19 protein-coding genes are annotated in these 17,810 nt (G+C 43.6%); 11 read left to right on the plus strand and 8 right to left on the minus strand.

What is annotated here, in order from left to right; translation table 11 throughout:
- The first annotated feature begins 336 nt into the window (after nucleotides 1–336).
- The gene (locus J2W55_RS06905) at nucleotides 337–1,731 is read left to right on the plus strand and encodes a methyltransferase RsmF C-terminal domain-like protein (protein ID WP_310093493.1); all 1,395 of its coding nucleotides are present in this window, start codon (nucleotides 337–339) and stop codon (nucleotides 1,729–1,731) included.
- Nucleotides 1,732–1,889: 158 nt separating this feature from the next.
- Here J2W55_RS06905 and J2W55_RS06910 read toward each other — a convergent pair whose 3' ends face one another.
- Genes J2W55_RS06910 through J2W55_RS06920 form a run of 3 tightly spaced genes read right to left on the minus strand, consistent with a single transcriptional unit; the run spans nucleotide 1,890 to nucleotide 4,280 of the window.
- Nucleotides 1,890–2,255, minus strand: a complete 366-nt coding sequence (locus J2W55_RS06910; protein WP_310093495.1) for a CoA-binding protein — start codon at nucleotides 2,253–2,255, stop codon at nucleotides 1,890–1,892.
- On the minus strand, nucleotides 2,248–2,733 hold the full coding sequence (locus J2W55_RS06915) for a DinB family protein (RefSeq protein WP_310093497.1): 486 nt from the start codon (nucleotides 2,731–2,733) through the stop codon (nucleotides 2,248–2,250). The genes J2W55_RS06910 and J2W55_RS06915 overlap by 8 nt, the downstream gene beginning before the upstream one ends.
- Nucleotides 2,730–4,280: an NAD(P)/FAD-dependent oxidoreductase gene (locus tag J2W55_RS06920; protein WP_310093499.1), complete on the minus strand. Its 1,551-nt coding sequence runs from the start codon at nucleotides 4,278–4,280 to the stop codon at nucleotides 2,730–2,732. The genes J2W55_RS06915 and J2W55_RS06920 overlap by 4 nt, the downstream gene beginning before the upstream one ends.
- Nucleotides 4,281–5,168: 888 nt before the next feature.
- On the opposite strand from J2W55_RS06920, the gene J2W55_RS06925 reads away from it, so the two are divergent.
- The 6 genes from J2W55_RS06925 (at nucleotide 5,169) to J2W55_RS06950 (ending at nucleotide 9,015) form a co-directional block, all read left to right on the plus strand.
- The gene (locus J2W55_RS06925; protein WP_310093501.1) at nucleotides 5,169–5,738 is read left to right on the plus strand and encodes an RNA polymerase sigma factor; all 570 of its coding nucleotides are present in this window, start codon (nucleotides 5,169–5,171) and stop codon (nucleotides 5,736–5,738) included.
- Between the two features lie 347 nt (nucleotides 5,739–6,085).
- Nucleotides 6,086–6,664 carry a LemA family protein gene (locus J2W55_RS06930; RefSeq protein WP_310093503.1) on the plus strand — a complete coding sequence of 193 codons (579 nt, stop codon included), beginning with the start codon at nucleotides 6,086–6,088 and terminating at the stop codon, nucleotides 6,662–6,664.
- A 131-nt stretch (nucleotides 6,665–6,795) separates the two neighbouring features.
- Nucleotides 6,796–7,230: a TPM domain-containing protein gene (locus J2W55_RS06935; protein WP_310093505.1), complete on the plus strand. Its 435-nt coding sequence runs from the start codon at nucleotides 6,796–6,798 to the stop codon at nucleotides 7,228–7,230.
- Between the two features lie 11 nt (nucleotides 7,231–7,241).
- Nucleotides 7,242–8,039 carry a TPM domain-containing protein gene (locus tag J2W55_RS06940; RefSeq protein ID WP_310093507.1) on the plus strand — a complete coding sequence of 266 codons (798 nt, stop codon included), beginning with the start codon at nucleotides 7,242–7,244 and terminating at the stop codon, nucleotides 8,037–8,039.
- 27 nt (nucleotides 8,040–8,066) lie between these two features.
- Nucleotides 8,067–8,471, plus strand: coding sequence for a hypothetical protein (locus tag J2W55_RS06945; RefSeq protein WP_310093509.1), 405 nt, complete (start codon nucleotides 8,067–8,069; stop codon nucleotides 8,469–8,471).
- Entirely contained in the window at nucleotides 8,464–9,015 is a 552-nt protein-coding gene (locus tag J2W55_RS06950) for an NUDIX hydrolase (protein WP_310093511.1), read from the plus strand. The genes J2W55_RS06945 and J2W55_RS06950 overlap by 8 nt, the downstream gene beginning before the upstream one ends.
- Here J2W55_RS06950 and J2W55_RS06955 read toward each other — a convergent pair whose 3' ends face one another.
- Both J2W55_RS06955 and folP read right to left on the minus strand, forming a co-directional pair.
- Nucleotides 9,016–9,474: a nuclear transport factor 2 family protein gene (locus J2W55_RS06955; RefSeq protein WP_310093513.1), complete on the minus strand. Its 459-nt coding sequence runs from the start codon at nucleotides 9,472–9,474 to the stop codon at nucleotides 9,016–9,018.
- Nucleotides 9,475–9,651: 177 nt separating this feature from the next.
- Nucleotides 9,652–10,521: a dihydropteroate synthase gene (folP, locus tag J2W55_RS06960; RefSeq protein ID WP_310093515.1), complete on the minus strand. Its 870-nt coding sequence runs from the start codon at nucleotides 10,519–10,521 to the stop codon at nucleotides 9,652–9,654.
- A gap of 163 nt (nucleotides 10,522–10,684) precedes the next feature.
- Here folP and J2W55_RS06965 point away from each other — a divergent pair, with 163 nt between their 5' ends.
- The 4 genes from J2W55_RS06965 to J2W55_RS06980 are packed head-to-tail and all read left to right on the plus strand — an operon-like array spanning nucleotide 10,685 to nucleotide 13,893.
- Entirely contained in the window at nucleotides 10,685–11,164 is a 480-nt protein-coding gene (locus tag J2W55_RS06965; RefSeq protein WP_310093516.1) for a DUF1599 domain-containing protein, read from the plus strand.
- Nucleotides 11,164–12,315 (plus strand): BT_3928 family protein, encoded by a 1,152-nt coding sequence (locus tag J2W55_RS06970; protein ID WP_310093518.1) that lies wholly within the window; start codon nucleotides 11,164–11,166, stop codon nucleotides 12,313–12,315. The genes J2W55_RS06965 and J2W55_RS06970 overlap by 1 nt, the downstream gene beginning before the upstream one ends.
- Nucleotides 12,316–12,317: 2 nt before the next feature.
- Complete coding sequence (locus tag J2W55_RS06975) at nucleotides 12,318–13,376, plus strand: ABC transporter permease (protein ID WP_310093520.1); 1,059 nt, start codon at nucleotides 12,318–12,320, stop codon at nucleotides 13,374–13,376.
- A 7-nt stretch (nucleotides 13,377–13,383) separates the two neighbouring features.
- Entirely contained in the window at nucleotides 13,384–13,893 is a 510-nt protein-coding gene (locus J2W55_RS06980) for a shikimate kinase (protein ID WP_310093523.1), read from the plus strand.
- Between the two features lie 1,157 nt (nucleotides 13,894–15,050).
- Here the strand turns inward: J2W55_RS06980 and J2W55_RS06985 are convergent.
- From J2W55_RS06985 to rlmD, 3 genes are all read right to left on the minus strand, one after another.
- Nucleotides 15,051–15,560, minus strand: a complete 510-nt coding sequence (locus J2W55_RS06985) for a phosphoribosyltransferase family protein (RefSeq protein ID WP_310093526.1) — start codon at nucleotides 15,558–15,560, stop codon at nucleotides 15,051–15,053.
- A gap of 62 nt (nucleotides 15,561–15,622) precedes the next feature.
- A complete protein-coding gene (locus J2W55_RS06990) occupies nucleotides 15,623–16,018 on the minus strand; it encodes a hypothetical protein (protein WP_310093527.1) in 396 nt (131 codons plus the stop codon).
- A 141-nt stretch (nucleotides 16,019–16,159) separates the two neighbouring features.
- Nucleotides 16,160–17,572 (minus strand): 23S rRNA (uracil(1939)-C(5))-methyltransferase RlmD, encoded by a 1,413-nt coding sequence (rlmD, locus tag J2W55_RS06995; RefSeq protein ID WP_310093529.1) that lies wholly within the window; start codon nucleotides 17,570–17,572, stop codon nucleotides 16,160–16,162.
- Nucleotides 17,573–17,810: the final 238 nt, after the last annotated feature.

Below are 17,810 nucleotides of genomic sequence, written 5' to 3' on the forward strand. Positions count from 1 at the left end.
TTTTTTTTATTTTTCTAAGCTTCTTCTTCCCACTTTCGACCCCTATTCATTCCCTCCGTTTGCGGGTTGCAAAGGTGCAAATTACTTCTGAAATTATCAAGTGAAATTTTCACTTTTTAAAAACTTTTTTTCATTTGCTAAACCTTCAAAAAACGACGCCCTTTTTATTTGAGCGGCCACAAATGTACAGAGAAAACTGCTTACGAACCAAGAGAAATTTTCAAATATTTTACACTATTTTACAACTGCCTGTAAACTAACGTCAAATACGTTAATTACACTCCTCATTTTAGGGGTAATAATAGCACCTGCCTAATTTGTATATTTGAAAAGTATATGAACAACTATCCATTTCCTGAAAATTTCCTGGCATCATTAAGCGCGGAAAACGGATTTGATGAGCAAAATTTTATCAATGCCCATCAATTTTCAGACGCTCCTACCTCTATAAGATTAAACCCTTTTAAGCGCCCGGCCCTAAAAACTGATGAACAAATACCCTGGTGCGCCGACGGTTTTTATTTAAACACCCGCCCATCATTCACTTTTGACCCGCTTTTTCATGCCGGATGTTACTATGTACAGGAAGCATCATCAATGTTTATTGATCATATATTAAAACACATCAGGCAAAATGAGCATCAACCGGTAAAGGTACTTGACCTTTGCGCGGCGCCGGGTGGCAAAAGCACCTTGCTTAACTCCGCTATCGGAGCTGACGATCTGCTGGTGGCCAATGAGATCATTAAAACCCGCGTACCGGTATTAACGGATAACCTGAGCCGCTGGGGACAGGCCAATGTTATAGTAAGTAATAATGATCCCAAAGATATTGGCCGGCTGAAAAGTTTTTTTGATATTATATTGGTCGATGCTCCCTGCTCTGGATCGGGTATGTTCCGTAAAGATCCGCAGGCGATGAACGAGTGGTCAGAGGCCAACGTAAATCTTTGTCATCAACGGCAGGAGCGCATACTGGCCGATATATTACCTGCCCTTAATCAGGACGGATACCTTATATATAGTACCTGCTCCTACTCGCACCAGGAAAATGAGGATATTCTTGACTGGCTTTGCCGGGAGTTTGAGCTGGAAAGCATTCGAATACCTATATATAAGGAGTGGGGGATTGTTGAAACCGAATCGCCTTTGGAAAAAGCCTGGGGTTACCGCTTTTATCCGGGCCGGGTAAAAGGCGAAGGTTTGTTTGCCGCCTGCTTAAAAAAGAAGGACAATACCGGCGAGCTTGGTAACTTTAAAAACAATATGCAGCAAAAAATAAGCAGCAGGGATATTGACCAGGTAAAAACCTACATTAATAACCCCGATGGCTTATACTATTTTATGGTGAATGATGACTGGCTGGGTATTAACCGGGCCCATAAGGAAAGCCTTAATATTTTACAGCGCCACCTGTACCTTAAAAAATCGGGAGTACGTTTGGGCAAACTGATGGGTAAAGATCTGATACCTGATCATGAGCTGGCTTTAAGCACTATTATTAATAGGGATGCCGTTTTGCAAACCCCGCTTAACTATGATCAGGCCATACAATACCTTCGTCGTGACAATATCGACCTAAACCCAACTGAAAAGGGTTGGAGCCTGATGACTTTTGAAGGCCATGCATTGGGATGGGCCAAATTGCTGCCCAATCGCATTAACAATTATTATCCAAAGGAGATCAGGATTATAAATCAGGCGCCGGCTCCCCACTCCCCCGAAGGATGAGCTTTTAATTAGCGTGGGTTACTAACGTATTTGGGGAGTGTTGGTTAGTTTTATTGATAACCTACTAAGCAATCGCTTACGTTTTCCAAAAAAGACACCTATAATATGCCTGCATGAATAATCTGCAAATCAAGAGTTGCCGCTTATGGGGTTATTGCCTAATAATCTCCTATTGATAAAAGCACCAGCGTACAGGCGTATTCTGTTTCAATGCCTTTTTCATTGGCCATGCGGCGCAGTTCTGCGTTTTCTGTTCCGGGGTTAAATATGATACGCTTAGGATGGGTATCTAATATATAATTATATAGCGGTGGTTGGTTTTGCGGCCCTACATATAAAGTTACTGTATCAATATCCTTATGAATAGTTTCAGGCTTTTCTATAGGCACGCCTGCTACTTCACCTGTTTTTAAACCTACGTTTACTATAGTATACCCTTTATTTACCAACCTGTTCGATGCCAGGTTAGCATATCTGCTGGTATCAGGTGTGGCACCCAATACCAATGTTTTTTTATCAGCCATTTATAATCCTGTTTAATAGCGCTATCTGGGCCGAATGATATATATGGTGCTGTATCAATCCGTTTATCAGTTCTTCATAAGTTACACCGGTTCCCAGGTCACGGTTCCGTTCATCATTAATAAGCTCGCTCCATTGTTCCGGGGGGAAGTTTTGGATAATGCCTACCAAATTTACGTTAACCAGTTTCAAATCATTAACATAATTCTGCCATTTTTGTTCATCAGGGCTGCCGGTTTCGGGCCAGTCGCCACTGGTAGGCATACCTGCAGTTAAACCGTTCATCCTGTCCATCACCTCTTCGGTCCACGCTATCATATGCAAAACTATCTCGGCTATATTATGTATCGATCCGGGCGGTTTTTCATACGCCGTTTCAAAGCTGATGCCATCAACAATATCATAAACCGGCGAACCATACCACGGATCGCCCGATAACACCTTCTCTAACTGGTACGAAAGTTCTACTGAAATGCTCATGATAATATTTTTAAGGTTGCCAATGCACAGTTGATACCATCAATTGCAGCAGAAATAATGCCACCCGCGTAGCCTGCGCCCTCGCCACACGGAAATAACCCTGCAACCTGCGGATGCTGCAGGGTTTCTTTATCTCTCGGAACTTTTACCGGCGATGATGTACGTGATTCTACACCAACCAATATAGCCTCGTTTGTGTAATAGCCCTTCATTTTTTTGCCAAATACCGGCAATGCCTTCTGCAATCGTTTATGTATCCATAAAGGTAATATTTCTTTCAACTCAACGCTCCTGGTGCCGGGCAGATAAGAGTTTGCGGGTAAGTCATTTGACAAACGCCCCTCTACAAAATCAACCATACGCTGACCGGGCGCTACCAGTTTGCCGCCACCGGCTAAAAACGCCGCATGCTCTATCTGCTGCTGAAAACGCAGCATTTTAAACGGATCATTATTATCGCCAGGCACATCTTCCATATTGATCTGCACTACCGTGCCCGAGTTGGCGAACGGGTTATTCCGTTTGGAGGGGCTCCAGCCATTCACCACAATTTCATTAGCTTCGGTTGCGCAGGGGGCAATAATACCGCCGGGGCACATACAAAAAGAAAATACGCCACGGTCATCAACCTGCTCAACCAGGTTATAATAAGAAGGCGGTAAGTCGGGCCCGCGGTGTTCACAATGATACTGCGCCCTGTCAATAATTTCTTGCGGGTGCTCTATCCTTACCCCTAAGGCAAATGGTTTGGCCTCGATCAGTATATTTTGGTGGTGAAGCATTTCAAAAACATCCCTTGCAGAGTGCCCGGTAGCCAGGATCACCGCATCGGACGTTAATTTTTCGCCGGTTGCCAGCTTCACCCCTTTCATTTTGCCAAACTCAACGAGCAGGGCGGTTACCCTGGTGTCAAAAAGTATTTCGCCGCCGGCATTCAATACGCTTTCGCGCATAGCGGTAATGATCTGGGGCAGTTTATTGGTGCCAATATGCGGACGGGCGTCAATCAATATACTTTCGTCGGCGCCGTGGGCCACAAACATTTTCAACACCTGGTTCACATCGCCCCGCTTGGTTGAACGCGTATATAATTTACCATCAGAGTAAGTACCGGCCCCGCCTTCACCAAAACAATAGTTTGATTCTGTATTGACAAGGCCTTGCTTGTTGATATTGGCCAAATCACGACGCCGTTGTTTTACATCCTTACCCCGCTCAACAACAACCGGCTTTAACCCTAACTGGATACATTGCAAGGCGGCAAACAAACCAGCCGGACCCGCACCCACAATAATAACGGGGCGGCTAAACTGCACATTTGGATATTTGATGGTAAATATTTCGGGCTGATAAGGCTGATCTAAAAATACCTGTACCTGCATACGATAAACCACCTTGCGGCCCCGCGCGTCAATAGAGCGTTTTACAATTTTTACTGCAGATATGCTTTTGGGTTGAATGTTTAGTGAAGCCGCCGCCAGGCGGATAATTACAGATTCATCTTCCTGTTGCCCGGGGGGGCATACTATTTCGGTTTCTTTGATCATATATAGCTGCCGGGTTTTTATCCCGGATGATGCAAAGGTAATAAGCCCTCTTTGAATCTCCTCTTATGGAAGCGACTTTTATTTCAAGCGATTCTACTCGCTTTACATCGCACCGGTTGACATAAATCCGATAGGAGATGGTTGAATAATAGAGCAAAGAAAAAATCACAGCGTTTAGACTCACCCTGTCATAGCTTCGCTTGACATCCCTCTCTCCGCCTGCGGCGCAAAGAGGGAATTTGCAAATCAGATAAAAGATAATTAGACAATAGGACCAAAGAAAAAACCACTCCTCTTCAACCCTCTTTGCAGCAAAGCTGCAGAGAGGGTCGGCCAGCGTAGCGTAGCCGGGGTGAGTCTGCCGCGCGTTCAAACTCACCCTGTCATCGCTCCGCTCGACATCCCTCTCTCCGCCCGCGGCGCAAAGAGGGAATTTATAAATCAGATAAAAGATAATTGAACAAAGGACAAAGAAAAAATCACAACTCCTCAACCCTCTTTATGGCGAAGCCGTAGAGAGGGTCGGCCAGCGTAGCGTAGCCGGGGTGAGTCTACCCCGCGTTTAGACTCACCCTGTCATTGCTTCGCTCGACATCCCTCTCTCCGCCTACGGCGAAAAGAGGGAATTTATAATCAGATAAAAGATAATTGAACAAAGGACAAAGAAAAAATCACAACTCCTCAACCCTCTTTATGGCGAAGCCATAGAGAGGGTCGCCCAGCGTAGCGTAGGCGGGGTGAGTCCCCACAAACCGTCCGCCCGTGCACAACAACCGTACGCTATCGAACAGTTTTAAAAGACTTCAAAATTTCATCTTGTTGATTTTCAGCCATTTACAATATGGCATCTATATTGGCATAGGCTCGTTATAAAAACAACAACACAAAATGAATATCGCCGAAGACCGCTTGATGACCATTTGGGAAGGATGTTTAAAAAACGACCGCAAGCAACAGGAACAACTATACAGATTATTGGCGCCAAGAATGCTGGCAGTTTGCATGCGTTATGCAACTGACAAAGACGAAGCGCAGGATATATTGCAGGAAGGATTTATAAAAATGTTCAGGAATATGAACAATTACCGGGGCGATGGCAGCCTGGAGGGATGGATCCGCCGCATCATGGTACATTGTGCCATATCCCGGTACCGCAAATTAAAACCAATGGTTTTGGTTGACGACTTTACCGCCGAAAGCGGCATGTCGATAAGTAAAGCCTATAACGAAAATGGCCTGGAGGCAAAGGACTTAATGAAACTGATACAAAAGCTCCCTAACACCTACCGTTCGGTATTTAATATGTATGCTATTGAGGGATACTCGCACCAGGAAATAGGCAACTCGCTGGGTATGACCGAGCTACTATCCCGAACCACGCTATACCGTGCCCGTAACATCCTTAAAGAAATGATCGGCCAGCTTACTTCACGTGAGCAGCATTGCATGGCAGGGTAATACTCCCCTGCTTTTTTTGTCTGAACCATGGCCTCTGCCAAAGGATGGTCATGATTCAACGCCCCTTTTACCAGTTCAAGCATCCTTTGCTTGAACTTATTCCGCGGTAAACATCAGGCCGTGAATTCTAATAATCATAGTCCTTCGCTATTAGATTACCCATTTCCAGTCTTGTTATTTCAATTAATAGCCTGCTCATCCTTTAGTGGTAAATATCACGATTCAGCCGTTTTTTTTAATTACCTTTAAAAACGTGTACTTTGACATGTTGTCATAACAATTACCTGTTGTAACAACGGTACGCATTTTGTAATCTAAATGAAAAACATCACTAAACAGTTAATTAAATGAAAAAGCTACTTTCAGTAATATTAGTTATAACGGCCGCCATGTCATTAAGCTCCTGCAGTTATAACAGCATGGTTAAAATGGACGAGAATGTAAAAACAAAATGGGCTGCCGTACAAAGCCAGTACCAACGCCGCAGCGATCTGATACCTAATTTGGTAAATACCGTTAAAGGTGCAGCCAATTTTGAAAAAAGCACCCTAACCGCCGTTGTTGAGGCCCGGGCCAAGGCAACTTCGGTACAGGTTGACCCTACCAAACTAACTCCTGAATCAATCAAAGCGTTTCAGGCCGCACAAGGCGAATTAAGTTCAGCGCTGGGGAGGCTTCTCGCTGTTACTGAAAATTATCCGAACTTAAAGACCAACGAAAATTTCCTGGGATTGCAAGCCCAGATTGAAGGTACCGAGAACCGCATACAGGTGGCCCGCCAGGATTTTAATACCGCCGTACAGGATTTTAATACCAAAATACGCTCGTTCCCGGCTAATATAACCGCTAAAATGTTTGGATTTTCTGAAAAAGGCTATTTCACTGCCGAACCAGGAGCCGACAAGGCGCCTAAAGTTCAATTTTAATTAGTGAGTTGGTGAGTAGTGAACGGAAGGGATTAATTACAGTTAGCCGGATTATAAGGCAAACACCCTCATTTTTTTGATTCACTAATCACCGCTCACTGCACACTATTTCAATAAATTACTAAATAACTATGCCGGTATTTAACGACGAAGAGCAGCAGCGTATACGCAAAGCCATTGAGGAGGCCGAGAACCATAGTTCTGGCGAGATCCGCGTTTGTATTGAAAAAAAATGCAGTGAAGATGTGCTTGATCGCGCAGCCAAATATTTTCATCAACTTAATATGCATAAGACCAAACTGCGCCATGGCGTGCTGATTTATGTAGCCACGGTTGACCGTAAGTTTGCAATTATAGGCGATGCAGGCATAAACAAGGTAGTTCCGGCTACTTTTTGGGATGATACCAAAGAAGAGATGCTGAAACACTTTAAGTACGGCGATATTGTGGAAGGCATTGTTACCGGCTTAAAAATTGCCGGGGAACAGCTTCAAAAATATTTTCCGTACAGCCAGGACAATAATAATGAATTGCCCGATGATATTGCATTTATGGATGGCGATTAACACTTAAACACATGTTCAAAAAAATCATATTGTTCTTTAGCCTGTTGTTATGCGCCTTTGTAGCGTTTGCCCAGGATTTTCCGGAACGGTCAACCACCCTGGTTACAGATTATACCAATACCCTATCGGCTGATGATAAGCAGCGCCTGGAAAATAAACTGGTTGCTTTTAACGATTCTACCTCCACCCAGATAGCGGTGGTGATGCTCAAATCGGTTGGTAATTATGACATTAACGAATACGGTGCAGCACTTGGCCGCAAATGGGGTATAGGGCAAAAAGGCAAAAACAATGGCATACTCATACTGGTAGCGCTCGGCGACCGCAAGCTTACCATTCAAACAGGATATGGCGCCGAAGGCGCACTGCCCGATATTGTTACCCAGCAAATAAGGGTTAATGATATTAACCCACGTTTTAAACAGGGTGATTACTATGGCGGGTTAAATGCAGGTATTGACCAGATCATTAAATACACCAAAGGCGAATATAAGGCCGACAAAAAAGCAAAGACGAAACAGAATGGCGGCGGAGGCAGCGCCTTTATCGTTCTCATTATCATCGTTGTGGTCATTGTACTCATTTTCCGCAACCGGGGCGGCGGGGGCGGTGGTCGTCAAATTATTGGCAGCCGCGGGGGCGCAAGTCCGTTCTGGTGGTTTTTAGCCGGCAATATGCTGGGTCGCGGTAGTGGCGGCGGCGGTTGGGGCGGCTTTAGCGGCGGTAACAGTGGCGGCGGTGACAGCGGAGGTTTTGGCGGTTTTGGCGGCGGCGATTTTGGCGGCGGCGGATCAGGCGGTAGCTGGTAGTAAGTTCATACCATAATTCCTTGCTCAATGTTTAAAGATTTTATTCTTAACGAGGTAGAAAAAATAGCTATGGTTGTGGCTGGTCTGGCTGGCTTTAAGGTAGCAGCTAAACCTGATGAATTTATTAAGCTGGCCGATACCACCCTACAGAACGAATACGGTATAAAACTACAGGAACTGCTTGATCTTAATACCGATGATTTTGAACTTTGGCTCCAAAAGCAAAATCACCATGCTGATAAGCTTGACGCCTTGGCACAACTGCTTTATATGTACTGTGAGCCATTTAATCCCGATCCTGAAACACTAACGGCTCTACAAAAGGTGATCATTATTTTTGACCTGCTTGAAAAAAAGCATCACCGTACATCATTTGAAAATATTAATAAACGAAATTCCATCTATCAATTTCTACAAAATAACTATGTCTAAAGATCTAACCTGGAAACTACTTTCATCACATTATATACATAAAGGCCCCTGGGCTACCCTGCGCATTGATAAATGCGAAATGCCCGACGGGCGTATTGTTGACGACTACTATGTTTTAGAATACAGCAGCTGGGTTAATGCTGTCGCCATTACCGAAGACAATAAGGTACTGATGGTGAAACAATACCGCCATGCGGCGGGCATTATCTCACTGGAAATACCCGGTGGCGTTGTTGATGGTAATGAAACACCCGTTGAAGCCCTTCGCCGCGAACTGCTGGAAGAAACCGGTTACCAGTTTGATGATTTTGAACTGCTTTGCACCGTTTACGGCAACCCATCAACCGCTAATAATCAAACATTTACCTTTTTGGCCAAAGGCGGTAAAAAAGTTCAGGGCCAGGCGCTTGATGATCACGAGGAATTAATTGTAGAGGAGTATACCATTCCCGAAGTAAAACAATTGCTGCTGGAAAACAAGGTTGTACAGGCTATGCACTGCGCCGGCTTGTTTTACGGCATGGTTAAACTCCAGGCGTTGTAATTATTCCGGGCAGTTATCCTTACGGCGGGTATCTACAATGTAAATGATCTTCCAGCCATCGGTGGTTTTCATCAACTGAAAAACATCAACACCGCAATGGCTGAATTTGTCGTCTAAATAAAATTTGTAGGGTGCCCAAACACTGGCCAGCGGGCCATCAATTTTTATATCATTAAAAGTAATACGCTCGTCATACACGCCTTTGTGCGGGGTGCCTATCTGCTTTATAAAATCATCAGGGTTCTCGGTTTCCAAAACTGTTGAACCATCCTTTTTACTGGCTACTCCCTGAAACACTATCCCTTTGGCAAAGGTTGATCGCAACAATGTGCTGTCGCCTTTGCGCATGGCATCAAACATGGTATTAACCGTTTGCTTTATGGCATCGCGATCTGTTTGCTGGGCAAAGGCTTTAAAGGCCAGGACTGAAATAAAAATGATAAGGAGTAAATTTTTCATGGCGGTAAGCTCTTTTAAACCTGTTTACTTTTATCAATGTACCTAAAACTTTTTAAACGCGGCAAAATTTGTCAACAAGTGTTAAAATTCATTATTTCCGCATATTTTCAAGCTGTTTTTGGGCGAATATTTCAATTTCAAATCGCTTTTTAACAGCTTTTATGTTAAAATAAATCTTTAAAAAGTTTTGCCGGCATTAACTACAGTTTCGTAAATTTTTACTGCTTCTACCGCTTCTTTCACATCATGCACCCTTAAAATATTAGCACCTTTCATTAGGCTAATGGTATTTAAAATGGTTGTGCCGTTAAGTGCTTCGTCCGCCGAAATTCCCAGCAAACCGTATATCATTTTTTTCCGGGACACCCCTACCAGCACAGGCAAATCCAGCATATTAAACTCTTGCAGACGATTCATAAGCGCATAGCCATGCTCAGGTTTCTTGGCAAAGCCAAAACCCGGATCAATAATCACATCATGAACACCCAGTTGCTTTAACTGCTGATACCGCGATACAAAATAGTCAAGCACCTCGGTAAACACATCGTCATACTGCGCCAACTGATTCATACTTTGCGGATTACCTTTCATGTGCATTAAAATATAAGGCACCTGCAGGTGAGCCACCGTAGCAAACATGGCCTCATCCAATTGGCCTCCCGAAATATCATTAATAATATGGGCACCGGCCTTAATGGCAGCATCTGCAACCTGCGCCCTAAAAGTGTCAATTGATAGCACGGCATCAGGAAAGCCGTTTACAACAGCCTCAACCACAGGCAACAAGCGATCAACTTCCTCGTTAACAGAAATATCCACAGCACCCGGGCGCGAGGAATAAGCACCAATATCTAAAAAAGTCGCTCCGTCAGCCAGCATCTTTTCGGCCTGTAACAAGGCTTCATTAACACCGGGCTTGCGGCTGCCCGCATAAAAGGAGTCGGGAGTGATGTTAATGATGCCCATAACTTTTGGGGCCGATATATCGATAAGTTTCCCTCTGGCATTTAGGGTAACCTTTTTGCGAAAAAATGTATCTTTAGCCAAGTCAGTTTTAATGTTACAAAGTTTAAATGTTGTAAAGTTAATTTAACTTTGCAACATTGGCGCAAACCCAACATTCAAACGTTTCAACATTCAAATATTTCAACTTTTGGCTAATACATCAGCAGAGTACGACGCAGTAATTAATATATGTAAGGGCCTTTTCATGAAAAAGACCCGCGATTACGGAACCGCCTGGCGCATACTTCGCCCGCAATCCATCACCGATCAAATATTTATTAAAGCCCAGCGCATACGTACGCTGGAAGAAAAAAAGGTATCAAAGGTTGGTGAAGATATTACCGGCGAATACATTGGTATTGTAAATTACTGTGTAATAGCCATGATGCAGCTTGACTGCGATGCTCACACCCCTGCCGAACTTGCACCCGACCATGTGGAAAGGCTGTTTGACGAAAAGGTAAAGGAAACCAAAGACCTGATGTTTGCCAAAAACCATGACTATGGCGAAGCTTGGCGCGATATGCGCATCAGCTCATTAACCGACCTGATACTGATGAAATTGCTGCGTGTTAAACAAATTGAAGATAACCAGGGGCTTACCGAGGCATCAGAGGGTGTAATGGCCAATTATCAGGATATGCTCAACTACTCGGTATTTGCTTTAATTAAATTAGGAGTATAATGAAAAATGGCCTTATATGGTTTTGCAGGGTAGCTGTTGGCTTGCTATTCATTTTTTCGGGCCTTATAAAAGCCAATGACCCCTTAGGTTTTTCCTATAAGCTGGAAGAATACTTCGAGGTTTTTCACATCACTTTTTTAAACGGCTTTGCGCTAAGCATCGCTGTACTGTTATGCGCGTTTGAAATGCTGCTGGGTTTTGGGCTGCTTATAGGCGTACGTGCTGTAAAAGTTACGTGGGGGCTGTTGCTGCTCATTATCTTCTTTGGGTTTTTAACCTTTTACTCTGCCTTTTTTAAAGTAGTACAAACTTGCGGCTGCTTTGGCGACGCAATTCCGTTAACTCCATGGCAATCGTTTAGTAAGGATATGGCTTTACTGGCCCTGGTATTAGTGCTGTTTATTAACCGTACCAAAATAAAACCGCTGTTTAAACCTAAAACCGGCGACCAATGGCTGATCGGTGCCGCTGTAGTATCATTAGGATTTGGCATTTATACCTATAATTTTATGCCGGTTATTGACTTTTTACCTTACAAGGTGGGCGCTAATATACCCGACGAAATGAACATTCCGGCTGGTGCGCCGCTGGATGTATTTGAGGTAACCTATAACCTAAAGAACAAAAAGACGGGCGAAACCAAAGTAATGAGCGATAAGGAGTATCTTAAAACAAACATTTGGAAAGATGCAAATTGGGAGGTAGTGGGCAACCCTGAAAGCCGTCTGGTTAAAAAAGGATATGAACCAAAAATACGCGACCTTTCCATACAAGACGGGCAGGGCAACGATTATACTAAAGAACTTCTGTCGAGCCCCTTTTACACATTGGTTATAGTGGCTTATGATCTTGATAAAACCAACGGTGAAGCTATAAACCGTTTAAATGCGCTGGCTATAAACGCTACTGAAAATTATAATATACGTACCGTACTCCTTACATCAAACTCGGCACAAAGCGCAAACGCATTCGCCAAAGACCATAAATTGGTTACCGAGATCTTTTATGCTGACGGCGTTCCGCTTAAAACCATGGTACGTGCCAATCCGGGGCTTTTACTGCTTAAAAATGGCACTATCATTAATAAATGGCATTATCACTCGGTACCAACCTATGATTACCTGGTAAAAAATTATTTTCAGCATCAATAAACATGGTCAGCTACCTCATCCGCAAATTATTTTACGGACTGGCGGTAATGCTGGGTGTGGTACTTGTAGTATTTTTTCTGTTCAATATTTTACCTGTTGACCCTGCCCGGATGACCCAGGGGCAGCGCGCCGATGTACAATCGTTGCAGGCGGTGCGTAAGGAGTTTGGTTTAGATAAACCCATTCCTGTACAATTTGTTTATTACCTGAATGATCTTTCGCCGGTAGGCATCCATTTAAATACTGCGGATGAGCAGCAAAGGTACCACTACGCAAGGCTGTTTGCGGTAAGCAATGCTAAAGTACTGGCGCTAAAGTGGCCATATCTGCGCCGGTCATACCAAACACGTAAAGATGTGGCGGGCCTGCTTATGGATGTAATACCCAATACCTTAGTGCTGGCCACCACTGCCATGATATTTGCTATCATTATTGGTGTATTTTTAGGTGTATTGAGCGCTGTAAATAAAGACAGTTGGGTTGATAAGCTGGCTATTAGTTTTTCAACCCTGGGGATATCGGCCCCGTCATTCTTTGCGGGTATTATTATCGCCTGGATATTTGGCTTTGAGCTGAGTAAGTACACGGGACTGAACATGTCGGGCAGTTTGTATAGTTATGATCCGTTTAAAGGCGAAGTGATTACCATCAGGAACCTTATTTTGCCAATGATCACTTTAGGTTTGCGTCCGCTGGCTATTATTGTACAGCTTACCCGCAATGCCATGCTTGATGTTTTGGGGCAGGATTATATACGCACCGCCAAAGCCAAGGGGTTAAACAACCGAAGCATTATATACCGGCATGCGTTAAAAAATGCCCTGAATCCCGTTATCACCGCCATTGCCAACTGGTTTGCGTCGCTGCTGGCCGGATCATTTTTTGTAGAATATATTTTTGGGTATAATGGCTTGGGCAAAGCTACGGTTGACGCGCTTGAAATGTCGGACTTTCCGGTAGTAATGGGCTCCATACTTTTCATCGCATTTATTTTTGTGGTGATCAGTATTTTGGTTGATATTATTTATGTTTGGATAGACCCGCGGGTTAAATTAAGCTGATATTATTATGAAGTACTTTTTAGTTGGTTTTATGGGCTGTGGTAAAACTACCTGGAGCCGAAAACTGGCTGCCAAATTAAACTACGAATTTATTGACCTTGATCATATACTTGAAGACAAGGCGGGCATGAGCATAGCCGAGTATTTTTCAAGTTTTGGCGAAGATGCTTTTCGCAAGCTGGAATCGGATGTATTGAAACAAACAGATTATCCCGAAAATGTTGTGGTATCAACCGGTGGCGGCCTGCCTTGCTTTTTTGATCATATGGCCTGGATGAACGCCAATGGCAAAACCTTATATATAAAACTTTCGCCAAAAACGCTTGCCGACAGGCTTGAAAACAGCAAAACCGTACGCCCGGTATTGCAAGGTAAACATGGTGATGAACTTGTTGAATTTATTACCGCTAAACTCGCTGAACGCGAGGGCTACTATTTAGAAGCCAACCATATTATTGATGGGATAGATCTATCGGTAGAAAAGCTGGAAACAGCGCTGGGAATTACGGCCATTTAGCATAATCTACACGATTATCTAATATAGCAATAACAAAAACTCAGATGTTCTGTCTGACTTCGACCAGCAGACATCCGCCCCGTTGTCATTTCGAACGAACTGTAGTGGCCTTAGTGGGGTGTGAGGAGAAATCTTATTCAACCTGCAGGGTGGCTTCCATATCGTATAAGATTTCTCACCCTTGCCTTTCGCTGCCCCTCCCTCAAGGGTTCGAAATGATATTTTTCTTCATTGCCATTCCCTCCGCTGTTCTGTCTGACTTCGAACAGCAGACATCCGCCCCGTTGTCATTTCGAACGAACTGCAGTGGCCTTAGTGGGGTGTGAGGAGAAATCTTATTCAACCTGCAGGGTGGCTTCCATATCGTATAAGATTTCTCACCCTTGCCTTTCGTTGCCCCTCCCTTCAAGGGTTCGAAATGACATTGTTTTTTTCATTGATATTCCCTACGCTATTCTGTCTGACTTCGAGCAGCGGATTCCTCCCTTTGTCATTTCGATGAGCAAGGGTTGGGTTGAGTGGAGTGCGAAGAGAAATCTTGTACTGCTTGATTACCACACATATAAGATTTCTCACCCTTGCCTTTCACTGCCCCTCCCGTCAAGGGTTCGAAATGACAATTGTTTTTTATTACCATTCCTCGTTGTCATTTCGATGAGCAAGGGTTAGGTTGAGCGGGGTGCGAAGAGAAATCTTGTACAGCTTGACTTTCACAGGCATAAGATTTCTCACCCTTGCCATTCACCACTCCTCCCTTCAAGGGTTCGAAATGACAATTGCTTTTTTATTACCATTCTCTCCGTTGTCATTTCGATGAGCAAGGGGTGGGTTGAGAAGGGTCCGAAGAGAAATCTTTTACGGTTTGACTATCACACATATAAGATTTCTCACCCTTGCCTTTCACCGCCCCTCCCTCCAAGGGTTCGAAATTGTTTTTTATTACCATTCTCTCCGTTGTCATTTCGATGAGCAAGGATTGGGTTGAGTGGGGTGCGAAGAGAAATCTTGTACGGCTTGATTACCACACGTATAAGATTTCGAACCCTTGCCATTCACTGACCCACCCTTCAAAGGTTCGAAATGACATTGTTTTTTCTTGCTATTCCCTCCGCTATTCGAAGTCAGAGAAATCGGACAGCGCCATTAGTTTAACGCTCCTACCTTAAATAAACCGCATCTTCCTCACCTTCCTCATCCAAAACCACATCTACATGTTCTTTTATCACGGTAGAAAGGGCAATGCCTGCAAAATCAGTAGTGATGGGAAAACTCTTGTGATTGCGGTCTACCAATACAACGGTACGCAGCTTTTTAAGGGGCACGTCTAAAAACACGCCAAAGCCATAAGCCAGTGTTTTACCGCTGTTCAGCACATCATCAACCAATATCACTACTTTGTTGTTGCACGCCTGTATATCAAAATTAGTAATTGCCTGCAGTGTGCTGCTTTGTTTTTGCAGTTCAATGGTTAACAGCGTGGTGGTAAACGGGGCAATATTATCTAAAATGCGTTTGATCCTTTCGGCAATATGGTCACCACGTGGTAGTATCCCTGCTATCAGTATCTCCTGTTCGTCAAAGTTATCTTCCAGTATCTGGTAAGCAATACGATCTATCTTCTGTTGTATCTGTTGCTGGTTTAATATCAGGAGTTTCTTTTCGGGCATAACTGAGAATAAAAATACTAACGTAAATATATGAAATTAACTATCCAAAAGAGTTCAAATTATCACTTCGCATACGGAAAGTAAACAAAATTGGCGCCTTCTGGCACTACCACAAAAACACACATATAATCGTTCGGATTCTTATAACTGTTGATAAAACGATCTTTCAGTTCAGGCTTAATTACGCCGCGTTCTTCAAATTCTTCGAGAGTTGAGGCATGAATGCTCCACTCGGAGTTCAGGTCATTCCTGTCCAATATTACTTCGCCCAAACTCAATTCGTGCTGGTGGGCAATAAAAATAGGGTATGATGAAAGCCCTTCCATCATAATTTCGACAGCTACCTCGCGAATGGAATCTTTAAAGATCTTAAGATCACGCTCCAAGCTTATGAGCGGACTTTCCTTTTCCGGTTTCTGGCTGTCGTTACCTTCGTTTAGCAGATCTTCGGGTTGCATATATTATTGACCGTTGATTTATTTAATTACGTTTAGTTATTGTTTATCTGGTTATTTTGTTTGAACCATGATTTTTAGGAATAAAGAATTTCCCTGATTTCTTTCTTTCGGCTTTGCTTTTATCGTTATCCTTTAATCCTCTTACCCTTTATCTCTTAAAGTCAGCAACACCACATTTTCAACATGCTGGGTATGCGGAAACATATCAACAGGCTGTATTTTTACAGTATCGTACTTTTCCTTAAGTACCAGTAGGTCGCGGGCCTGGGTGGCCGCGTTACAGCTTACATAAACGATTTTTTCGGCTTCAATTTCCATCAGGCGGTTAACCACGTCAGGGTGCATACCTGCACGCGGCGGATCGGTAATAATTACATCGGGTTTGCCATGTTCGGCTACAAAATCCGCTACCAGCACATCTTTCATGTCACCTGCATAAAATTTGGTGTTGGTGATATTATTAATGGCCGAGTTTATTTTGGCATCCTCAATAGCGGTAGGCACATACTCCACACCAATTACCTCTTTTACGGCGCCAGCAATAAAATTGGCTATTGTTCCGGCACCTGTATATAGGTCATACACCCGTTCGTTACCTTTAAAGCCGGCAAACTCGCGGGTTATTTCATACAAACGGAGCGCCTGTATGCTATTGGTTTGATAAAATGATTTTGGCCCGATGCGGAATTTAATTCCATTCATCTCTTCGTGAATGTATTCCGGCCCTTTAAAGGCCACAACGTCCTGGTCAAAAATGGTATCGTTCTTTTTTTGATTGATGATATATAACAGCGAAGTGATCTCCGGAAAACCGGCATCAATAAAGTTCATCAGTTTGCTCACCTCCTCCTGGCTAACATAGGCAAACACCACAATTACCATAATTTCGCCGGTTGACGATGTACGTACGATAAGATTACGCAGGGCGCCTTCGTGGTTACGAAGATTATAAAATGAATAACCCTGCTCCATCACAAAATCGCGAATGTTGTTACGCAGATCATTGGATGGTTCGGCCTGCAGATAGCAGTGTTTTACATCCAGTATCTTATCAAACCGGCCCGGAATATGGAAACCAAGGGCATTCATATTCAAAGCCTCGTCTTCCTTGTTCTCACCGTCATAAAGCCACCGTTTGTCAGAAAAAGTGTATTCCAGTTTATTGCGGTAATAACGGTCGGCCGGCGACGGAACAATACCCATTATACCATCCACATCAATTTTGGCTATGCGGCTCAGGGCATCGGCAACAGACTTCTGTTTGAATTTTAATTGCGCCTGGTAGGTCATGTGTTGCCATTTGCAACCACCGCAGGTACCAAAATGCTCGCAAAATGGTTCAACACGATATTCAGATGGCTGCTTCAGCGTGGTTATTTTGGCTTCACCAAAATTCTTTTTGCTTTTATATACCTGTACATCGGCCACATCGCCGGGAATGGCTTTATCAACAAAAAGCACAAAGTCATCGGTTTTACCTACGCCTTTACCTTCTTCGGCTATATCAATGATCCGTACATCTTCAAAAAACTTCTGTTTGGCAACTTTATTCATCAGGCTGCAAAGTTAACCGTATTTATTTAATCCTGAAATGATGAGGAGGAATCAAGAGTAAGAACCAGTGAGTTGGAGGGGGTAATGAACGGGCAATAGCCCTCCACTCCGCTTAAGGGCGAACTACAGGAAATAGAATCAGCAACTCATGCAAACAGGCTCAATATATAGGATACAAAATCATCTGTATCCATATCGGCTATGTCAAATTGCTCATCTATCAGATCTGAAAATTCTG

The sequence above is a fragment of the Mucilaginibacter pocheonensis genome, assembly GCF_031456535.1.
GTDB lineage: Bacteria > Bacteroidota > Bacteroidia > Sphingobacteriales > Sphingobacteriaceae > Mucilaginibacter > Mucilaginibacter pocheonensis.

What these genes read in the sequence shown, in the direction of transcription:
- J2W55_RS06905 (WP_310093493.1), top strand. Translation starts at nt 337, where the DNA reads ATGAACAACTATCCATTTCCTGAAAATTTCCTGGCATCATTAAGCGCG.
- J2W55_RS06910 (WP_310093495.1), bottom strand. Translation starts at nt 2,255, where the DNA reads ATGGCTGATAAAAAAACATTGGTATTGGGTGCCACACCTGATACCAGC.
- J2W55_RS06915 (WP_310093497.1), bottom strand. Translation starts at nt 2,733, where the DNA reads ATGAGCATTTCAGTAGAACTTTCGTACCAGTTAGAGAAGGTGTTATCG.
- J2W55_RS06920 (WP_310093499.1), bottom strand. Translation starts at nt 4,280, where the DNA reads ATGATCAAAGAAACCGAAATAGTATGCCCCCCCGGGCAACAGGAAGAT.
- J2W55_RS06925 (WP_310093501.1), top strand. Translation starts at nt 5,169, where the DNA reads ATGAATATCGCCGAAGACCGCTTGATGACCATTTGGGAAGGATGTTTA.
- J2W55_RS06930 (WP_310093503.1), top strand. Translation starts at nt 6,086, where the DNA reads ATGAAAAAGCTACTTTCAGTAATATTAGTTATAACGGCCGCCATGTCA.
- J2W55_RS06935 (WP_310093505.1), top strand. Translation starts at nt 6,796, where the DNA reads ATGCCGGTATTTAACGACGAAGAGCAGCAGCGTATACGCAAAGCCATT.
- J2W55_RS06940 (WP_310093507.1), top strand. Translation starts at nt 7,242, where the DNA reads ATGTTCAAAAAAATCATATTGTTCTTTAGCCTGTTGTTATGCGCCTTT.
- J2W55_RS06945 (WP_310093509.1), top strand. Translation starts at nt 8,067, where the DNA reads ATGTTTAAAGATTTTATTCTTAACGAGGTAGAAAAAATAGCTATGGTT.
- J2W55_RS06950 (WP_310093511.1), top strand. Translation starts at nt 8,464, where the DNA reads ATGTCTAAAGATCTAACCTGGAAACTACTTTCATCACATTATATACAT.
- J2W55_RS06955 (WP_310093513.1), bottom strand. Translation starts at nt 9,474, where the DNA reads ATGAAAAATTTACTCCTTATCATTTTTATTTCAGTCCTGGCCTTTAAA.
- J2W55_RS06965 (WP_310093516.1), top strand. Translation starts at nt 10,685, where the DNA reads ATGAAAAAGACCCGCGATTACGGAACCGCCTGGCGCATACTTCGCCCG.
- J2W55_RS06970 (WP_310093518.1), top strand. Translation starts at nt 11,164, where the DNA reads ATGAAAAATGGCCTTATATGGTTTTGCAGGGTAGCTGTTGGCTTGCTA.
- J2W55_RS06975 (WP_310093520.1), top strand. Translation starts at nt 12,318, where the DNA reads ATGGTCAGCTACCTCATCCGCAAATTATTTTACGGACTGGCGGTAATG.
- J2W55_RS06980 (WP_310093523.1), top strand. Translation starts at nt 13,384, where the DNA reads ATGAAGTACTTTTTAGTTGGTTTTATGGGCTGTGGTAAAACTACCTGG.
- J2W55_RS06985 (WP_310093526.1), bottom strand. Translation starts at nt 15,560, where the DNA reads ATGCCCGAAAAGAAACTCCTGATATTAAACCAGCAACAGATACAACAG.
- J2W55_RS06990 (WP_310093527.1), bottom strand. Translation starts at nt 16,018, where the DNA reads ATGCAACCCGAAGATCTGCTAAACGAAGGTAACGACAGCCAGAAACCG.
- rlmD (WP_310093529.1), bottom strand. Translation starts at nt 17,572, where the DNA reads ATGAATAAAGTTGCCAAACAGAAGTTTTTTGAAGATGTACGGATCATT.